Source organism: Bradyrhizobium sp. UFLA05-153 (assembly GCF_054185185.1).
The window spans coordinates 20,749-39,872 of the sequence record NZ_JBBIAM010000090.1; the positions used below are offsets into that span (position 1 = coordinate 20,749).

General features: G+C 59.0%; 14 protein-coding genes and 1 pseudogene. 5 read left to right on the plus strand and 10 right to left on the minus strand.

Features of this window, described 5'->3' with window-relative positions; genetic code table 11:
* The first annotated feature begins 1,347 nt into the window (after positions 1–1,347).
* Together Q2941_RS36510 and Q2941_RS36515 are read left to right on the plus strand one after the other, a co-directional pair.
* Complete coding sequence (locus tag Q2941_RS36510; RefSeq protein WP_458195518.1) at positions 1,348–1,875, plus strand: hypothetical protein; 528 nt, start codon at positions 1,348–1,350, stop codon at positions 1,873–1,875.
* A complete protein-coding gene (locus Q2941_RS36515) occupies positions 1,841–2,551 on the plus strand; it encodes a class I SAM-dependent methyltransferase (protein ID WP_458195519.1) in 711 nt (236 codons plus the stop codon). Before Q2941_RS36510 ends, Q2941_RS36515 begins: the two co-directional genes overlap by 35 nt.
* Here Q2941_RS36515 and Q2941_RS36520 read toward each other — a convergent pair.
* From Q2941_RS36520 to Q2941_RS36555, 8 genes are all read right to left on the minus strand, one after another.
* A complete protein-coding gene (locus tag Q2941_RS36520) occupies positions 2,514–5,714 on the minus strand; it encodes an adenylate/guanylate cyclase domain-containing protein (protein ID WP_458195520.1) in 3,201 nt (1,066 codons plus the stop codon). The genes Q2941_RS36515 and Q2941_RS36520 overlap by 38 nt on opposite strands.
* A gap of 839 nt (positions 5,715–6,553) precedes the next feature.
* Positions 6,554–7,576: a CobW family GTP-binding protein gene (locus Q2941_RS36525; protein ID WP_458195521.1), complete on the minus strand. Its 1,023-nt coding sequence runs from the start codon at positions 7,574–7,576 to the stop codon at positions 6,554–6,556.
* Positions 7,573–9,183, minus strand: coding sequence for an amidohydrolase family protein (locus tag Q2941_RS36530; protein WP_458195522.1), 1,611 nt, complete (start codon positions 9,181–9,183; stop codon positions 7,573–7,575). The genes Q2941_RS36525 and Q2941_RS36530 overlap by 4 nt, the downstream gene beginning before the upstream one ends.
* Positions 9,184–9,230: 47 nt before the next feature.
* Positions 9,231–10,058 (minus strand): ABC transporter permease, encoded by an 828-nt coding sequence (locus Q2941_RS36535; RefSeq protein WP_458195523.1) that lies wholly within the window; start codon positions 10,056–10,058, stop codon positions 9,231–9,233.
* A 2-nt stretch (positions 10,059–10,060) separates the two neighbouring features.
* On the minus strand, positions 10,061–11,095 hold the full coding sequence (locus Q2941_RS36540; RefSeq protein WP_458195524.1) for an extracellular solute-binding protein: 1,035 nt from the start codon (positions 11,093–11,095) through the stop codon (positions 10,061–10,063).
* Positions 11,092–12,171 carry an ABC transporter ATP-binding protein gene (locus tag Q2941_RS36545; RefSeq protein ID WP_458195525.1) on the minus strand — a complete coding sequence of 360 codons (1,080 nt, stop codon included), beginning with the start codon at positions 12,169–12,171 and terminating at the stop codon, positions 11,092–11,094. The genes Q2941_RS36540 and Q2941_RS36545 overlap by 4 nt, the downstream gene beginning before the upstream one ends.
* Positions 12,171–12,995 carry an ABC transporter permease gene (locus tag Q2941_RS36550; protein WP_458195526.1) on the minus strand — a complete coding sequence of 275 codons (825 nt, stop codon included), beginning with the start codon at positions 12,993–12,995 and terminating at the stop codon, positions 12,171–12,173. Before Q2941_RS36550 ends, Q2941_RS36545 begins: the two co-directional genes overlap by 1 nt.
* A 736-nt stretch (positions 12,996–13,731) precedes the next feature.
* Positions 13,732–13,923 (minus strand): hypothetical protein, encoded by a 192-nt coding sequence (locus Q2941_RS36555; protein ID WP_458195527.1) that lies wholly within the window; start codon positions 13,921–13,923, stop codon positions 13,732–13,734.
* A gap of 272 nt (positions 13,924–14,195) precedes the next feature.
* Here Q2941_RS36555 and Q2941_RS36560 point away from each other — a divergent pair, with 272 nt between their 5' ends.
* Entirely contained in the window at positions 14,196–15,179 is a 984-nt protein-coding gene (locus tag Q2941_RS36560; RefSeq protein ID WP_458195528.1) for an ABC transporter substrate-binding protein, read from the plus strand.
* Between the two features lie 2,420 nt (positions 15,180–17,599).
* On the opposite strand, the gene Q2941_RS36565 is transcribed toward Q2941_RS36560, so the two are convergent.
* Complete coding sequence (locus Q2941_RS36565; RefSeq protein ID WP_458195529.1) at positions 17,600–17,872, minus strand: hypothetical protein; 273 nt, start codon at positions 17,870–17,872, stop codon at positions 17,600–17,602.
* A 227-nt stretch (positions 17,873–18,099) separates the two neighbouring features.
* Between Q2941_RS36565 and Q2941_RS36570 the strand changes: the two genes are divergently transcribed.
* Both Q2941_RS36570 and Q2941_RS36575 read left to right on the plus strand, forming a co-directional pair.
* The gene (locus Q2941_RS36570; protein WP_458195530.1) at positions 18,100–18,363 is read left to right on the plus strand and encodes a helix-turn-helix domain-containing protein; all 264 of its coding nucleotides are present in this window, start codon (positions 18,100–18,102) and stop codon (positions 18,361–18,363) included.
* 195 nt (positions 18,364–18,558) lie between these two features.
* A complete protein-coding gene (locus tag Q2941_RS36575; protein WP_458195531.1) occupies positions 18,559–18,747 on the plus strand; it encodes a hypothetical protein in 189 nt (62 codons plus the stop codon).
* 229 nt (positions 18,748–18,976) lie between these two features.
* Here the strand turns inward: Q2941_RS36575 and Q2941_RS36580 are convergent.
* Positions 18,977–19,124, minus strand: a pseudogene (locus Q2941_RS36580) (IS481 family transposase); the annotation flags it as partial.

A 19,124-nucleotide genomic window follows, 5' to 3' on the forward strand; every position in this document is an offset into this window, starting at 1 on the left:
CGCGACGGTTGCGCTCGAACGAACCAGAATAAGACAACTCGCGCCCTCCCGCCCGGAATGAACCGATATGGGTCGGGAACGCTCGTTAAGGTGTGGAATCATTTTCGCGACAGCCGCCGACGATAAGGAATCAGCGACCCGCCGTTCTAGCTTACACGCCGACGGGCTTTAGAAGCGCACCCGTTCATTTTCTGAGAGAGGGGCTAGAGAAGGAAGCGGGCGAGGTCGAAAACACACCCTAGGGTTTCCCTGGCGCACCGATCTTACTATGCGGCTTAGTGGCGACCTCATCACGGCCACTCAAGCCTCAAGCCCGGGCGTGATACATTGGCGGTTCGCGACAAGAATGTCGCCGCTGGCCGCGACTCCTCCACGCTACCGCCACGAGAAGGCGATTAGCGTGCACGTTTAGCTGATTGTCACCCCGAAAATCGACTCCGCTACCCCGTGCTGTGTGCGCAACAGTAAGCATATTGATCCGCACCACAGCCGACTCTCCGGTCCTCGTTGTAGTTCGGCGCCGAGCAAAAAACGACCACGGTGCTTTGTGCCAGAATCCGTAAAGCGCTTTTCATGAATCCTGCTCACAGGCCGCTCGTATAATTCGGCTCCGACGAACACAGAGCACGCCGACGCGCAAGCGCGAATAGACGCCCAGAATTGGATAGCAGCCTGTCTGTCGAGCGCGATAAAGGCGGCACTATTACTCGCAGTGTTTCTGTCGCACTGACCGAGACTGCAAAACGACCACGTACATGCAGGAAAAGTTTAAAGTTTGGAACGACAAGGAGACTAAGGCATCTGGAGCAGCGCCGAAAAAGGAAGGCTGGCTTCGGCGATCCCACAACGGTGAGCAGGAGGTCCTGCTCCGCTGGAAGGGCGCGCGCCCGGCTTAACTACGGTCGCGACGCGGGCGGAAACCAGACCTGATGGAGTGGCCAATAGGTTGTCCGCTACCGCCGATCGCATGGAAATCGAGTTGGCTGCCCGGCGGCATGGGCACCGGCCGGCGCTCTACGGGCCACTACGGCCTTTCCACAGTCCCGGAACGTAAATTAGCGGCGCAACGGCGCTCCAACACAGCCGCAGGGTTCAATCATTCATCACGAGAAGCGATGTTCATCGGAAGTGCGCTTACGGCGCGAGCGACGCTCTTAAACGACGATCAATAATCTTCAGACAACGCTGATCCTACCGGTACCGTGGACTTCGGAGGACCTTTAAGTCTTGGTCCCAATTGGAGACGAGGATTACTCGCCGCGAAATAGGTTCCCTTTAAGTTGAGATCCAGTTATTATTACGGTGCCGTGCGCGAAGACGAGCGATGTCGCATTTCGGAGGGGAGCGATGGGTCCGAGATTCCGCCAAGACGATCACCTCATTTCAAGTTTGTTGGACCTGGCCAACCTGCGGTTTTCGCGAGTTGTGACCGAAGCGGCTTCGCCGCCACTGAGTCTGCCGCTAAAGGATGGAATCGACGAGCTTAAGTCGTTGCAACAAGCATTCCATATCTTTTCGGATGAGCATTCGCTTGCTGATAGTTTCGCAGTCCTTGGGTTAGGCGGATTTTGGAATCCGGCGCTCAAGAATAAGTTTTACGGGTATCTGGAAGGTTTGGCCCGCGAGCGTTTCGCAATGAACGGCACCGACACGGGAGATGCGGGAGACCGAGGGATCGTAGTCGCCTTGCAAAAAAACTTCGAATTAGACGTTCCGTACCCCGTCTATTTCACCACTCATAAGTTGGATGAAGATCCTCGTGTGCGTGCCTCTTATGGTAAGCCTCTCGTCTATATGGAAGACGACTATCTGATCATTTCCCTGCCGATGACACCCTGGGTTGGTCGCGACGCGCTCCTTCCAAAAAGGCCTTGAGGCGGCGGGCACCGTAATGCGCACAGTCATAGATCAAGAATTTGCCGAGATCTATGCCAGCATCGAATGCTACTACAGTGAGAAGATAACCGCCTTTGGTCCAGTACCTCCCGGGGCTGATTGGGACTCCATCATCACTCAGGAAGTGCGATTTTTGCAGCTTCTGAAAATATGTAACTTCTCGGCGCCGTTTGCGTTGAACGACGTTGGTTGCGGCTACGGTGCACTTTTTTCCTATCTCACCAAATACCATTCCGAGACAGATATCGATTATTTGGGCTTCGATGTCTCACCAGCCATGATCCACCACGCCGATAGCTTACAGCGTGACCTCAGCCGCGCAGGTTTCATGGTCGCCAGGGTGAGTCCACGCATAACGGACTATTCGGTGGCGAGCGGCATCTTCAACGTAAAGCTAGACCACCCTCTCGATAAGTGGGAACGCTATATCGGCAAAACCCTGGTTGATATGCATGCAAGTAGCCGATGGGGTTTCGCGGTCAACTTCATGACACCTGGCGCGTTCAATGAAAATCCAGAGGACCTGTATTGTACGACGCCAAACCCCTGGATCCGATTCTGCGAGAACCAACTCGGATCATCGGCCCAGGTCATCGCAGACTATGGTCTCCGCGAGTTCACGTTGCTGGTCCGCACACGGGAGATAGCCCATTAACCGAGGCTCGTTCCCGGGCCCGAGCCAACAGCGGTTCGTAGATGCAAGCCCCCGTTACTCGGATGAGTTCCTCAGCGCGTCCGAACAGTGCCTCAGCCTCATCGATCGCGCTGAAGCCACTTTCGGCAATGAGAGCTTCCCCGAAGGTGATGGAGGCGCGGCACTCGGGGAGGCGTGCATTTCGCTGCTGTGCGATTCTAATTGCCTCTTTCGCGATCTCTATAGCTCGCCCCGGTTCGTCGCTTTGGTAATGGCAATCCGCAAGACTTGCCAATATTTCGGGCTCATATTCCATCGCGGCCTTTGTCTTCCGCAGAAATTCTAATCCAGCGACAAAGTCGCGCGCCGCGGCCGCGAAGTCCGCGGCGACACTCTTGGCGGTTCCGCTGCAGGCAAACGCAAAGACTCGCAGGTAAGGGCTCTCATGCTTCTCGGCGATTTGCGCGAGATGCCAAGCGTGGCGTTCTGCGAGTGCGGGATCGCGACGACACCAGGCCAAATCGACGTAACCCAAATGCGGGATTAATCGAGCTGTCGGATCGAGGAGGTTCTCTTCGATTCCCAATAACAGATCGAAACATTTTTCGGCTTCCGCGAACTTACTGAGTCGGACGAGGATGCGTCCGCGCAGGCCCATGGCCCAGTGCTCCACGTTGTATCCCAAGAATTGATGATCGAACTTCTCGATCCGGGCAATCCCCTCGATCGCGGCGCTATTCGCGGCGAGCGCCTCGTTCAGCATGCCTGCCCAACCATAGGCTTGGCTCAGTGAAACGTTCAGAGTTGCGATTCGGCCAATGTCCTTATCTTCCCTCAAAAGCGAGAGACCCTCCTTGACAAGTTCGACGTACGAGTCGGCCGGGCCGCCACTCGTGATAGTAATCCGGCCGTCGACGAGCAGCAGTAGCGGAATCATCGTGTTATCGGTTTCCCGAGACCAGGTCAGCGCTTCGTCGATGAACGGCTTGGCTTCGTCTGCTGTCAGACCTTCCCGCCAACCGAGCCACGCGAGTTGGCCGCTCGCCATAATCCTCAGTTCATCAGTTGCCTCGGATCGGGGCTGTTTCTGTAGGAGCGTGCGCACCTTCTGCCAATGTTTGATCGCTTGTGCGGAATGGGTCGAGCCGACCCACATCGCGGCTCGCGCTGAATAATTTGCGGCCTCGAGAAGCTGACCTGCGGCCTCATGGTGGTAGGCAATAAGGCCGGAGAACTCATCGATCCGATCCTCATAGAAGTGCTGCATGGCATCAGCGACTGAAGCATGGAGTGCGCTGCGACGCGCCCTGAGTTGAGCGGCGTAAGCGACTTCTTGGATAAGGGGATGTCGAAATGCATACCAGCGACCATCTGGTGCGGCCTGCCTTTTCAGCAATTCGGCGTCGCACAGCCCTTCCAGAATGCTCTCGATCTCCCTGGCCGGTGCGGGCGCAAGCTCTTCAAGCATCTCCCGCGGAAACTCCTCGCCTATCACGGCGGCAACCTGCAGAATCGCTTTGTCGGCTTCACCAAGTCGATCGATGCGCGCTCCGATAACAGCTTGGACCGTGGTAGGAAGCGTGGCCGCGGCAGCTATGAAGCCAAACGTGTAATTGCCTGGGTCACCGAAAATGCTGCCATTCTCCGCGAGCGAGCGCACAAGTTCCTCGGCAAAGAACGGATTTCCGCCACTTCTCTCCGCCACTCGATGACGCACGTCATGCAATTCGGATCGATCGCCGATCAGTTCCCTGACAAGTGCAATGATTTCTGTCGGCGTGAGGTCAGCGAGGAATGTCTGGTGATAGTATGAGCACTTCATCCATGATGCAACGTAGGATGGCCGGAAGGTGAGTAGGAGCATCGTCCGGGTGCCTGCAACGGCGTCCACCAACGTGCCGACAAAGTCTTCGCTTGCTTCATCTAGCCAATGCAGGTCTTCGACGATAATGACTGACGTGGTCGTGCCGCTTTCCCTAACCATGTGACGAATGATATCGAGCAGCCGCCCATGCCTAGCCTTCGGTGACAGCAAAACTGGCGCGCTTTCCTCGTCGGATACGCCAAGAAATTCACATACGAGCGGCAAATCTGCCTCGAATGTCCGGCCGATGGTTGAAAGGCGCTCGCGGATGCGGTCTCGGGCAATGGTTGCATCATCGGTTGGGGCAATCCGGAAAAAGAGACGGAGAAATTCCAGGACCGGCTGGAAAGGGGTTGCATGTCCATAAAGCAGCGCGCGGGCTTCGAAAACAGGGATGAGGCGACTTCGACACCATTGAGCGAATTCGAAGCAGAGCCGACTCTTGCCCGTGCCGGGGGCGCCAGAAACTCCGATCACTCTCGTGTCGTCATTCTCGGCGTTCCGCAGTGCGCGTTGAAGCAGGGCAATCTCGGGATCGCGGCCGCGAAATGACGTCAGGTTCGCGCCGCGGAACTGCTGGCTAGCGACAGCAGGCTTCAATCCGAGAAGATTGTAGATCTCCACGGGTTCGGGGAAACCCTTCAACGCGTGGCGACCCAGCGGACGCACGTCACAGTAGGAACGAATTAACCGATAACAGTCCTCGGTGAGACAAATGCCGCCCGGCTCGGCGATTTGCTGCAAGCGACTGGCCAGATGAATTGTCGACCCGTGGGCTCCTCGTTCCGTGCTCAGTTCGCCGGCGGGTACCTCCGAGACTACTTCCCCTGAATGCACTCCCACCCGCAGCCTCAGCCCTCCTTCATTGGGTGGAAATGCCTCCTGCATGCTGAGAGCTGCCTCGCAAGCTAGCAGCGCATGACCTTCTTGCGCTAGGGGAGCGCCGAAGAGCGCCATGAGGCCGTCGCCCAGCGTGCGGACGACCGTGCCCTCGTAGCGCGCAACCGCCTCGCACATTATTGACACCGCTGGCCGCAAGCGCTCCATTGCCTGCTCTGGATCCAGGCCGACGACCAGTTCTGTGGAACTCACGATGTCGGCAAAGAGCACCGTTGCCTGCTTGCGTTCGCCAACCGGCCCCCGCCCCGGCCGGGTCCGGAGCGGCCTCGATTCCAGCGAAGAGCCACAAGAGCCGCAAAAACGCGCGGTCGGCCAATTTTGATGACCACAGTTGGTACAACGCACGGAAAATGGCACCCCGCAACTGTGGCAGTAGCGGTTTTCGGGAGGATTGTCTGTGCCGCAAACCAAGCAGCGCATGCCATCGCGCCTCTTAATTCCTACCAATCGCAAGGTGCCGCAGGTAGGTCGGCCTGTCCAGTATAGGGGATGAGTCGGCTACTCACGATCAAAACTGGACGACGGAATAGCAGCGCACGCCACCCGTCTGTCTCTTGCAATATTTTTCGGCGACAATATTGCGCTGCGAGGCGCACGGGGATGGCGCCAAAGTGTGTGCGAACTACCCACGGGCACCATGATGACTTTACCAGTTCAGCCGCGATGGCAAAGTTTCACGACATCTTTAGCCACCTTTAGTAGGTCGAAAGGCTTCTCCCATCGGCAAAGCGGGCCAGGATCACAGAGCCATAACCTGTGTAAAATACAAAGGGTATCCTTTTCCGCCGAAAGTTGATCGGTAACGCTAAATGCCTGATGACCGCGAAGATTATTAATGTCGAGCACGGCTCATGTCGAAACCGCCACGCGCGACGAGATCAATCGCCGCGAAAGCGAATGGTCGCTCCAAATGGGCGGGCCGCTGCGAAGCGGCCTAGTTGACGGCGCAGGACACGGCGCAACTCATATCGGACCGCGCATGGCGCTTTTTACGGAGGCAAGGACAGGGTGAAGATTTGATCCCAGTCGCCGAGCGGCGACGGCGTTCCTGCTCGAATTGATTGCCCGCCTCCAGGCCGAGGCGACTGCGCCGATGATCGATATTCGTGCTTACGCGAAGTTCCTTAGGGCTGGAAACGAACGGACCTTCCCTTTTCCAGCAGGGGAATTCCGAAAAGGGAAATCGAGCGGCCGTTCGCCACATAGTCACCGAATGCACCCGCTAGGCAAATCTGAAAGCGGCAGTCCCACTCTGCGCTTCACACCACCCATTCGGCTTTGATGGCGCGTGACCGATCGCGCGCCGGAGCGTCCGCCTCCTGCCAGGGCGAGAACTGGAACAGACCAAACGGCTGGACCTCGACGTCGGTCGCGCTTACGTCCCTTGCAATGATAACGACGAAAGAGGAGCGGTGCTCTCCCCTCACCTGGAGAAGCCGCGGCGGCGAAAACACCGTGCCCACACTCTCGATCAAGATCGGCTGTTTGGCTTCCATCACCTGCACCAGTCCCTTGAGACGCAAGAGCCGCTCGCCGAGCAGGCCGGCAAGATTGTCGAGCCAATCAGCAAGATCGGGATAGCTGATTTCGCGCAGGGATCGGGCCACACAAAGGGTGACGCGCGGATGCACGCGCCTTGCATTGAGGGCAATTTCGCGCAACGGCGGCGCGGCGGAAAGCGGCGCAAATGCCGCCAGGACTGCGCTGGCGCGATCCTCCCGCGCAATCACCTCAGCGAGCGGATTGATGGCGGCGATCCTCGAGGGCACTTCGACGAGATCGCCCGCACGGACAAGGTCAGTCTTGGTGGCGACGATGCGGTGCGCGGCCGCCCATTGCGCCACGGCCTCGTCGAAGCTTGCAACCTGCGTTCCCCGCTCGAGATCGAAGGTCCCAACGACGGCCACCTTCATGCGATGCTCGGCGAGCGTTGCGAGCGTCCGCAACACGGGGCCGGGCTTCGACAGCCCGCTGGTCTCCAGGATGATCCGGCGCAGCGGAGCTGCGCGATCAGGGTGCGGAGCGCTAATCAACCGGTCGATGGTGAACGCAAGGTCGCTCCCGATCTGGCAACAGACGCAGCCGTTGGACAGCATCGCCATCGGCATATCCTGGCCGCTTTCGCGCAAGATCACGCCGTCGAGCCCGATCTCGCCGACCTCGTTAACGATAACGGCCGTGTCCGCCGCCTCCGGCCGCTCCAGGAAATCGCGCAGCAGCGTGGTCTTTCCCGAGCCGAGGAATCCCGTGAGAACGAAGAAGTCGAGCGAACCATCGCTCATGGTGCGGCGTCCCGCGATACATATTTTTCCGGGATATCGTTCTCCCAGCTCGCCTTGACGAGCTCGCGCACGTCTGCCAGGAGCTCCTCGGTGTCGTAGATGATGCTGTCCTTGATGGTGTATTTCAGACCGCGGTGCCACTCGACCGCATTGGTCTCGTCGTTAAACCGCATAGCGCCTGTACCGTAGAGCAACTTGAAATCAATCAGCGGGTTATAGTCGTGTACCAGCAAATCGGCACGCATGCCGATATCGATAGTGCCGACCTCATCCTGGAGGCCGCACAGTGCGGCGCCTTGCGAGGTCGCCGCGCGGATCACTTCCAGTGGATGGAATCCGGCCTCCTGCAACAGCTCCAGCTCGCGGACATAGCCGAAGCCGAAGATCTGGTAGATGAAGCCGGAGTCGCTGCCGGTGCAAACGCGCCCGCCCCGGTTCTTATACTCGTTAATGAAAGCCATCCAGAGCCGGTAGTTTTCCTTCCACTCGATCTCATTCTGTGTCGACCAGCGATACCAGTAAGAGCCATGGCCGCCTCGTTGCGGGGTGAAGTAGTCCCACATCGATTTCCAGGTGTAGTCCTTATGCCAATAGGCCTGGCGTGCGCGCATGAGATCGCGATTGGCATCGTAGATCGTGAAAGTCGGCACAAAGGTGAAGCCGATCCCGAGAAAATTCTCCAGGACCTCCTCCCATTTGGGCGAGCCGGGCTTCGCGGCTTGCGAGAACATCTGCCCGGAGATGGAAAAGCGGAAATATTCGTCTGTATAGTTGTAATCGAGCGGGAAATTCTGGACGACGCGATCCTCGTACAGCGCCTCGGGCAGCCCGTAATAATGTTCGGCGCTGGTAAGGCCCCAGCGCGCAGTGGTCAGCGCATTCATCCGGGTCACCGCCATTTGCGCGTGGTGACATCCAGAGCGCAAGCCTAGCTCTTTGCACTCATCAAGCGCCGCTTCCATGATCGCGGGCGGCGCGCCGAAGAACTTGATGCCGTCGGCGCCGCGCTCCTTCACCGCGCGCAGCCATGCCCTACCCTGCTCTGGCGTGTAGATGGTCTTGACCATGTCGTTGACCGCCGGGAAGTAGGCGTAGGCGAGCAGGCGCGGCGCCGCAATGGTATTGCTTTGCGAACGCTGCTTCTGGTCGATTACCCAGCCGAGGCCGTTCATCGAGCCCATCTCGCGCACCGTGGTCACGCCATGGGCGAGCCAGAGCTTGTAGACGTAATCAACGGGCGGCACCCAGCCATTGGCGGAGTGATAGGCGACGCCGGCATGTGCATGGCAATCGACAAAGCCCGGCGTCACCCATTTTCCGCGGCAGTCGATCTCGTGATCCGCGGGCTCGCTTGGACCGGCGCCATAGCCGGTGACTTTCTTCAGGCTGACGATGCGGCCATTCTCGACAATGATGTCGATCGGGCCGATCGGGGGAGCCCCGGTGCCGTCAATGACGGTCGCGCTACGCAAGGCAAGCCGCTGGAAAGGCCCGATGCCGCGGTCGCGAGAGGTGGCCTTCGCGACAATGGCAACCTCGCCCTTGTTGCGGATGCGCGCGAGCTCATCGCCCGGAGGAACCTCCGTTTCATCCTTTTGATCAGCCATGGCGGTCTCCTCCTCTCAACCGATTCCAAATTTCCATTCGGCCGCCTTTACCTGCGATAGCGCCGCGCAAAGGCGATGCTGCCGAACACGGTGAAGCTCAAGGTCACCGCGAGCAGCATGAATGCGAGCGTGGCGCCCATCGGCCAATTATTGCCTCGGGTAAACTGGTCGAAGATCGCAGGCGCCATCATCTTGAAACGCGGGCCGCCGAGAAGCACCGCTGTGGCATAGGTGTTCATGCACAAAACGAACACCAGAATCGAGCCCGCCGCCACACCAGGCGCCGAGAGCGGCAGGATGACGCGCCAGAAGGTTCTTAATCCGGAGGCACCAAGATTTGCGGCGGCGTCCTCCAGGTCCCGCGGAATGCTCTCGATCACCGCGGCCAGGATCAGGATCATGTAGGGCAGCACGACTGCGACAATGCCGAACACGACTGCCTTTGGCGTATACATCAGTTCCAGTGGCCGTTCGATGAGACGCAGCCGCAGCAGCACGGTGTTGATGAACCCATCGCGCTCGAACAGAGCCATCCAGCCCGCCGCGCGGACGACGTTGCCTACCAGAAGCGGGAACAACGTCGCGATAACGATGAGGCTCTTCCAGCGGCTTTGCAGACGCCCAATCCAGTAGGCGGCGGGATAGGCAATAATCAGTGTCAAAGCCGTGCAGAGCAGCGCAATGCCCAGCGTCGTCAGGATGATTTCCTGGTAGTAAGGGTCCGCGGCCGCGCGCGTGTAGTTGTCGAACGAGAATGCCTGGATCATGAGTTCGGACGGGCTGAACCGGTTGAGCGAGATCCGAAACATCAATATCATCGGACCAACCAATAGCCCGAACACCAGAAGACAAGCCGGCACGACCAAGAGCGCCATGCTCAGCCCTTGAACTGTTTGTTCCAGAAATCAAGCGTCCGCTGCGACCGCTCCGCCTGATATTTGTAGTCGGGCTTCAATAGCTTTGCCCGCTCGGCTTCGCTCAGACTGACCTGCTTGGCGATGTCCTCGGGGAGGACGGCATCGCTGACGGTCGGCACGTAGCCCATCTTGTCCGCGAAGGCGATCTGCGCCTTCGGGTCAAGCATGGCGTTGAGATAAGCGAACCCGCCCTCCTTGTTCTTGGCGTTGCGTGGCACGCTCGCCTCGAACACGATCGAGACCGCACCTTCCTTGGGCACGACATGTGCGAGCGGGATGCCGGCCTTCTTCCACATGTAGCCGCGGGCCAGCCACATGATGGTCAGCCAGACCTCCTCCGATTTCAGCGCCGCGGCCATGGCCTCGTTGGACGGATAGATCTTCACGTCCAGCGAGCGCAGCTCCATCAGCTTCATTTCGGCGGGATCGAAATTGCTGACGCTGCCGCCACCGGCGAGCGCGGCTGCAGTGGTGTTGGCCAAATACAGAATGTCGACCAAGCCGACTTTGCCGCGCCATTTCGGATCCCAGAGATCGGCATAGGAGATAGGTGGCACCTGCACGCGATTTTTGTTGTAGAGGATAACCTCCGCCGAATAGATGTGGGGGATAGCAGCCTCGGTGCGAAGCTCTGGGAACACCTGGTCGAGCCGCGGCACCTTCTTGTCGTCGACCGACTCAAACGCTTTGAGCTCGGCGACAAGATATTCATCACTGTCCGACAGGCAGGCGACATCCATCGAGCCGCGCCGGCTCTGCCGCTCGGCGAGCAGCTTGGTTTTGCGGGGATCGGCATTGGCGACGTCCTGCAGCACCTCGATGCCCATCGGCGCGAGGAGCGGCTTGTCGATGAGTTCGCTCAACAATTGCCCATAATCGCCCCCCCAGGTACCGACCACGACCTGGCCGGTAGCGGCCCTTGCCTGCGGAACGCCCGCACCCAACGCGGCCGCAGCGCCGGCACCCGCTGATAGGAAATGACGTCGCGTGATCATGATGACCTCCCGTTAGAGGATGTGTGCGGGACCAGCCGCGGGGTTCGACGGTCCCAGTCCAGCGAAACGATATCTTCCGGCTGTACCGATGCCAGCAACTCGTTGCCTGCCGGCGTTTGCCGAACGACCACGAACAGCTCGCCGTCGACGCGAATATGATATTCGGTCTGCGCTCCCAGATACGTCACTGCCGCGACCCGCCCGTGGATGGCGCCATCGCCACCCGGACTGATCGCTATGCGCTCGGGCCGCAGGGCAAAGACGGTGGCATTGTTGCTCTCATTGAGGCCGGTGTCGACTGGCAAAAGCAGCCCACTTTCGGTGCGAAACGTCGTTTCGCTCTCACGCCGGCCCGACAGGATATTGCAGCGGCCGACAAAATCCGCGACGAAAGCGTCTTGCGGCTCGTCATAAAGTTGACGCGGCGATCCGATCTGCCGCACCCTCCCGCCCTCCATCACGACCAGGCGATCGGCCATCGTCAGCGCCTCCTCCCGGTCGTGGGTGACGAGCATCGTCGTCAAGCCGAGACGCCGCTGCAGCGCGCGAATCTCGATCCGCACCTCGGCACGCAATTTGGCGTCAAGATTGGACAGCGGCTCGTCCAGGAGAAACAGCTTTGGATTGATGACCAGCGCGCGCGCCAGAGCTACCCTCTGCTGCTGCCCGCCCGATAGTTCGCGCGGCAGTCGCCCGGCGAGGTGAGACAGGCGGACAAGCTTGAGCGTCTCCTCGACGCGAATCTTGCGCTCAGCACCATTGAGCCCGCGCATCTCGAGCCCAAAGCCGACATTGTCGGCGACCGTCATATGCGGGAACAGCGCATAGGATTGAAACACCATGCCGGTCGACCGTTTATAGGCTGGCAGCCTCGTCACTTCCTCACGGTCAAAGAAAACGCGCCCGCTGGTTGGCGGCAAAAAGCCGGCGACAATGCGCAAGGTCGTGGTCTTCCCGCACCCTGACGGACCGAGCAACGCGACCAGTTCGCCCTCGCGCACCGACAGATCAAGCTGATCGACCGCTATTGACGTACCGAAGCGCTTGGTGAGCCGTTCGACCTCAAGGCTCGCCATCAGACAACCCGCGACAGTTTGACAAAGCGATCCGTCATGACCATGAGCACACCGACGATCAGGATCTGCACAGTTGCCACAGCAGCGAGCGTGGGGTCGATCCGAAATTCGAGGTAGTTGAGCATCGCAACAGGTAGCGTGATCCGTCCCGGACCGACCAGAAGCAGCGACAGCTCCAGATTCTCAAAACTCTGGATGAAGGAGAACATCGCGGCGGCCACGATGCCGGCACGCATCATCGGCAACGTGATGCGACGAAACACCGTGAAGGGGTCCGCCCCGAGATTGGCAGCCGCTTCTTCCGCGGCGCGGTCGAGCCCCTCTAGGCTTGCGACCACAAGCCGGACCGTCCAGGGAATCGCCAGCAGAATATGGGCCGCAACCAGGCCTTGCGTGGTGGCCTTGATATCGCAGTCCAGCACGTCTTCTGCGAGTACGTAGAACATGTAGAGGCCCGAGCCGGCGACAACCCCGGGCACCGCCAGCGGCGCAAGCAGGAGCGTGCTGATCACGTGTCGTCCCCAGAATTCGCCGCGCACAATGGCCAGCGCTGCCGCGGTGCCGATTGGTACACCAACCGCTGCGGCTAAGAGCGCCACCTGCAGGCTTGTGACGAGCCCGCGCAGGAATTCAGGGTTCTGCCAAACATTTACGTACCAATGCCAGGTCAGTCCGACCGGCGGGAAGCTGATGATCTGTTGCGAAAAGAAGCTCGTCGCAACGATCATGCAGACTGGCGCAAAGATGATGAGGTAGGCGAGGCCAATCAGCGCCCGCATCAGGCCGCGACCGAGCGACAGCCCTTCCGTCAGGCGGGTAAACATTTGTGCATTCTCCAGCCGATCGTTCCCTGGAAAACCAGCTTGATGCCATCGTAATCCGATGCTGCCGCGCTCGCCAAGGCCGCAGGCCAGATTGATTTTGGCCGGTCACGGTACGACCAGGACACTGGCTGGGCTCGGCACACCTTGGATGGGGGCTGTGTGCCGGGCCGCCAGTTTTAGAAGTCTAGTAATGGGATCGTCCGGCAGTGCTCCAGCCCCCGCGGCTACTGATGTCCGTTCCCCACGCAACTCCCCGTCCGGTCGGCACCCAACGCCTGACGTCATGGCAGATATCGAAAGGGCCGGCACACATAACATGATGCGGTAACTGATCGCCGTAAGTAGCAGGCGGTCGTATGAACCGCCTACCTCGATTGATTTGACTCAAAAATCCGCGGCGCAGCACCGACGACCCCCGGTTAAGCCCCCGCGAGCCGTTGAGGTTGTTGCGACGCACTACAGCAACCCACCAACCGCAATGGATGCCGGATCGGCTCTTCCGGCTCTTGCACTCAACAGCTCACGGGCACTGAGGTGATCCGGCGGCAGGGAAGGCACTTGTAGACCTGGATGGGTCTGCGATTCCCGATTACCGGCAATCGTCCCCCCGGCATCATCTCGCACGCGCACTTCTCGCACGCCGGAGGTGGCTTGGTATCGTCAAGGGTTCGCATGGCAAGCGACTGCTCCCCGACCGACGACGGTCGGACCACTTGAGAAATTTACGGGTCGGTGCTCACCAGTCTATGGGACTGTACCGCAAGCGTCGGCGGTCGATTTCTTCTCGCAGCCGCTCGGCCTGCTGCTTGGCGGCCTCACCTATCAGGCGGTGACGGCGGCCTCCATTGAAATTGTCAGCCGAGACCTGCTGCTTAATGTTTTCGTACAGACGCAAAACGCTTTCGTCGCTCAGCCCTTCAATACCCATGACGCAATTACCTCATTAAACTTGATCAAGTATTCGGGGATTATTGCATGTCATCGGGTCGCCGCCAATTGGCGCGCGGCGTTAATGTGCGCGCGAAAAATACACAGCCTGTTGGCTCCAAGTCTTCCGAACAGCGCTCAAGCCTTGTCACGCCGCCAGTCGGCGGTGAGACGGCGGGCCGGACCTGCCTCGACCGCCGCTAACCGGCAGCGGACCTGCACCGCCTTGCCCGACGGAATGGAACGGATACCATCAGCTGGAGCCTAGGGGCGATGGATATGAAGCGACGCAACTTCATCCTGACGGTTGGTAGCGCCGCGCTGTGGTTACCCACGGCGCGAGGGCAGCAAGCTTCACCAGTCGTGGGCGTTCTTGGAAGCGGATCACCTCAAGCCGGTCGAATGAATTTTGCGGCGGCAAAAGCTCGGCTGGCAGAAATGGGTTATGTCGAAGGACGCAATCTGACCATTGAGTACCACGGCGCAGACGATCAGTTGGATCGGCTGCCTGCGCTAGTCGCTGGCCTCGTACAGCGCCGGGTAACCGTCATTGCTGCGATGTCGGGTCCAGCAACTTCTGCGTCCAGAGCTGCGACCACATCGACCCCCGTCATCTTCTTTACCGGCTTTGACCCGGTCGCAAGCGGCTTTGTGAACAGCCTGAACCGACCGGGTGGCAATATCACCGGCGTGTTTATTCTAGCTCCAGATTTGATCTTCAAGCGGCTGGAGCTCCTTCACGAACTGGTCCCGACAGCAAAGACCACTGCATTCCTCTACACTCAAACCGCCATCAAATCGGGAGATCTCTCCTATGAGAACTTGCGACAAACGGCAGAAGCGATCGGCGTGAAATTGATCTTCCTTAACGTAGCCGGTGCCAGTGATCTCGATGAGAGTTTCGCAAAGGCGGAAGGTGAAGGCGCTGGCGCGCTAATTGTGCATAGCGATGCTGTATTCTTGAACAACCGTCAGAAGATAATTGCGCTGGCGGCTCGCTACAGATTACCCGCGATGTATTTCATTCGCGAATACGCCGCAGAAGGTGGCTTGATAAGCTACGGGCCAAACTACACCGACGCTTATCGTCAAGTTGGCGATTTTGTTGGGCGCGTACTGAGGGGCGAAAAACCTGAGAACCTGCCCGTGCAGCAAGTTACAAAGATAGAGCTTGTCATCAACGCGAGAACTGCAAACTCACTTGGCCTTACAGTTCCGCTCGGGTTGCTTGGGCGGGCCGATGAGGTGATCGAATAGCGGCGCCATACGTCCTCACGTGACCTCCTCCGATTGCTGGTTGACCCGATCCAATGGCGATGACCTGCCCCCTTTGCTCCGCGGGCATTACCCCGCTTCATCGCTAAGACGGGGCAGTCCGCCCCTCTCCGGCGCATCGGTACGTTCTCGCCCGACCTATAGCCTAGGTGCTATTCTGCTTTTTCTGCAGGGCAATGTTATACTGCCACGCGCGCGATTGCACGGCTGCCTCGGTCCTTTGCAATTCGTGGGCAATTCGGTCGGGACGATGACCCGATGCGGCCAGGACTCTAAGCCGCTCGTGGTCTTCGGCTGACCAACGCTTGAATGTGGGGTAGCGAGTTTGCATGCCGCTGCTCCAAATGCACACGAAATAAGGCGCAACATCAGACTGTGCTTTGCGGATCCGCAACGATCACGCGCTAGACTTCCGACGCCAGCACCAGAAAATCAGCTTGTGAAAAGCTCACGCTTCTTCGGATCAGTCGCGAGGTCGCGGATCAGTGCCCATTCGACGGCATCCGTTCGCAGCTTTTTCCAGTTCGACCTGAACGTCTTTCATTGCGCCAGAAGAATACCCAAATCATCAGCGCGCTGAACACAGCGAACCAAGTGACAGACAGCATGAATATGATGTCGTAACGGTTCATCGGTTGGACTGTGGGAAGCCAACACGCTATCTTGCGGCACCCAACCCTATATCGGACACGCGGTGATAAGGCTTGCGATTTCAGGCCAGATATTTGCTTTTCGGTACCAACCGTACTTTTAAGAGCAACACGCTTGGCTCCCCGCGAACAGGTTCAGAATTTTCCTAGCTCACGAACAAGCGGCGATCTGATCAACCGCGTCGCCCCGAGCTACCAAGCAGGATATGACGCTTCGCTTCTTTCCGCCCGGAGAGAACCGATAAGCGTCGAGAACGCTCGTTGAGGCGCGGTATCATTTTTGAGATAGCCGCCGACGATAGGGAAACGAGGTAGCCCCCGTTCTAGCTTACACCCCGACGGGCTTTAGAAGCGCCCCGGCTCGTTTTCTGAGAGAGGGGCTAGGAGAGGAGGCCGGCGAGGTCGAACACACCCCCTGCGCCTTCCCTGCGCCTTCCCTGCGCCTTCCCTGGGCCGCCGCCGCGCTTCGTGGCAAAACCGCGAAGAGCCAAAGGTGCTCGGTCGGCGCACTTTCCGGTCATACACATTCGTTCAGCAGTCCGTCCAGAGATATCGTACCGAGAGAAGGCCTCGCCGGACAGGCGCTTCCAAAAAGAAAGGAGAGCAAGAGATTCGGATAGAAGGAGAGGAGCGAACGCATCGAATTAGAATCAACGGAATTGAGCGGTTCAACGAGCACTATCCGGAGATGATCTACGACAGAAACGCCGCGTTCCTCGAATGCCTGATCGATTTCCTTGGTGACTGATATCCAAGGGCTTCTGAACGTATCTTTCTGGCTCGCCGGTTTGTGCTGGAGACGGGTTATGATGGGTACTGACGGGCTTATCGCGCCTGTACACTAGAAGACGAAGATACGAGTAGGCGAAATCGCTCGGTATATTACAAGAGAGGGTAGACGAGCCGCGCTAAGCCGCCCATCACCTCGTACGTTCCGTGCGCACAACAGAACGAGCAGATCTTGATTCAATCGCCCCACCCCGATGCACTCGACCCGCGGTTATATAAACCGTAGGCCGATATAGCGGGTCTCCCCTCTGCCCCTTTCTCTATTGGGTTCCTCCCCCTGCTGGCAGACGGTCCATTCCGGAGCGACACTACAGGTAACGAGCAGGTAATCCGAATGGGGTGAAGGGACGCCATCGCTTCTGTTTTCTAGCCTCGGAATGCACGATCGCTAACGTCGGCTAACGCGCGCTATCGTTTCGCTCTAGTCCGGCGCTCATCGCAAGAGCCGAGGAGTCCTAGCTTACACCGTCCGGCCTTTAGGAGCACAGGCGCTCATTTTCCGAGACGGGGGCCGCGGTGAAACCACCTACGGCCTTCCTAACCCGCTTGGCCCCCTAACGGAGATTCCCTCAGACGCGCCGGATCGGACCGACCGCAGCGATTAGCGACTTAATCCGATATGCGATTCGATCGAGGTCATTAAAGCGAATGGTCGCAATCTTTGAGCCACGTCCTCGGCCCTTCCGATCCTGTACCCACAGATCATGCCCTTTTCCAAGTTGAGCGTGGTGAAGGTAGAGCATCGGGCCGGCTTTCGGGCGTAAACTAATTCACAAACCAACTTCAGCGCCGGACTTAGCGGACTCGCGCACCATTTCGATTTTTTTTTGGCTCGCAGCACCCATTGCGGTGAAGATGCCGAAACGACCCAGCTTTGAGAAAACGACCATAGCTATCGCGCGAGGCACTCGGCCGCTCAAAGGACGGAGCTACCCGCTCGCTGGCGGCATCACTCGGTGCAAATTAGGCAGACGCCTTCTGCCGCGCCTCAACGGCTCGAAACCCCGCCCTGCAAAGTTGCGCTATGGCCCGCTCTAAGGCCCTCTCGTCTTTGCGCTCATCATCCGCGAGAACGCCGATCCGGACGAACGCGTCGAGCGTCTCGGCCCAATCTGTGACCTCGATACGCACCATGCGCGCGCCAGCCTGCTTGCGCGCCCGGCACTGCTGCACCCGCTGCACGTTCAACCGCTTCAGTCGGACGGTGCGTTCGTCGAGCTGCTCGTTCGCGATCACATCATCTTCTCCAGCAACCGCTAATGCATTACGCCGATAACCCGCCAATCAAGACCCATTTCGCTTCGGCTTTGTAACATTTTCAAAGCTTTATCGCTAATCGACGTCGATTTATGAGCGCGGTCCGGACCTGTCTGGATGGGTGGTGTACTTGCGCCGGTAGAACCCGCCGCCGCCCTTATACGGGCCTTGGGGGACGGGGCGACGACGGGAGTGCGCGGGCGGGGATGCCGTCGCACATCTTCACGCGCGTCGGCTATTGGAAGGAGTCGATTGCGTCCAATGTCGAATCGTCGCGTGTCGCGAACGCGGACAAAGAGGGGCATGAAAGCGATCACTTCCTACTGAAACAGGAGCTGTTATCCGAGATGCTGGGTGTGCGCCGCACATACGTCACGGATGTCGCAAACAGGCTGCAAAAACGAGGAGCCATTGCCTATTCGCGGGGGGCGGGAGCGCAACCGGCGTTCTCATCACCGATAACTGCCTAAAGACGGTGCGGTGATCGGATGAGTTGATTCCCGTTATGTCGAGTTGCTAGATCTCCGCGCGTCTCGATACAACGCCTAGAGGCTGGCCGGGTCCATGCGGGCAATTGCCGCGCCGCGCTGATGCTTGCGTGCTGTGCGTCACGGTCGAGGCGAGGCTGATATGTCGTTATCCGCACTTCACCAGGGAGCAGACCAATGCCTCGCGAGAACCGTGTCATCGAATTGGCGGACCAGTTCGATCGCGACCACGTCATTACGGACGCGGAACTCAACATCGTGTCGGGAGGGCACACCGCCGTCGCCCTCGGCTACAACGCCACCGCGATTAACGCCGTGGGCAGCTTGAGCAACTCGGCGAGCCAACTGGCGGCCATCGTGCGATGAGTGGTCTCGTCGCCCGCCAACCCGCTATCTGCGCGCCATCGATGCCGGCGCCCCTTGGCGCGAGCCGCGACAGACGACGAGGTGATGCGGTGAGCGATCCCGTCGAGCAGGCGCTGGCACTACGGCGCCGGGGTTTCTCGCTCGAAGAAATTGCCGAACGCATGCACTGTACTCGCCTTGATGTCTTTCGTCTCTTACAGAGGGCTGGGGTCTACAGGTAGCGCACCGCCTAACTGTGGAGCCTCAAGAGGTTGTCCTCGGTTAGACCGAGTCGGCTGATTGGTGTTTGAGATTTTATATCCCCATGGGGTCGGTGCCAGTTGTATTGATGCAGCCAGATTGGCAGCTCCTGGGCGCGCCGATCTGAGGTCGGATAG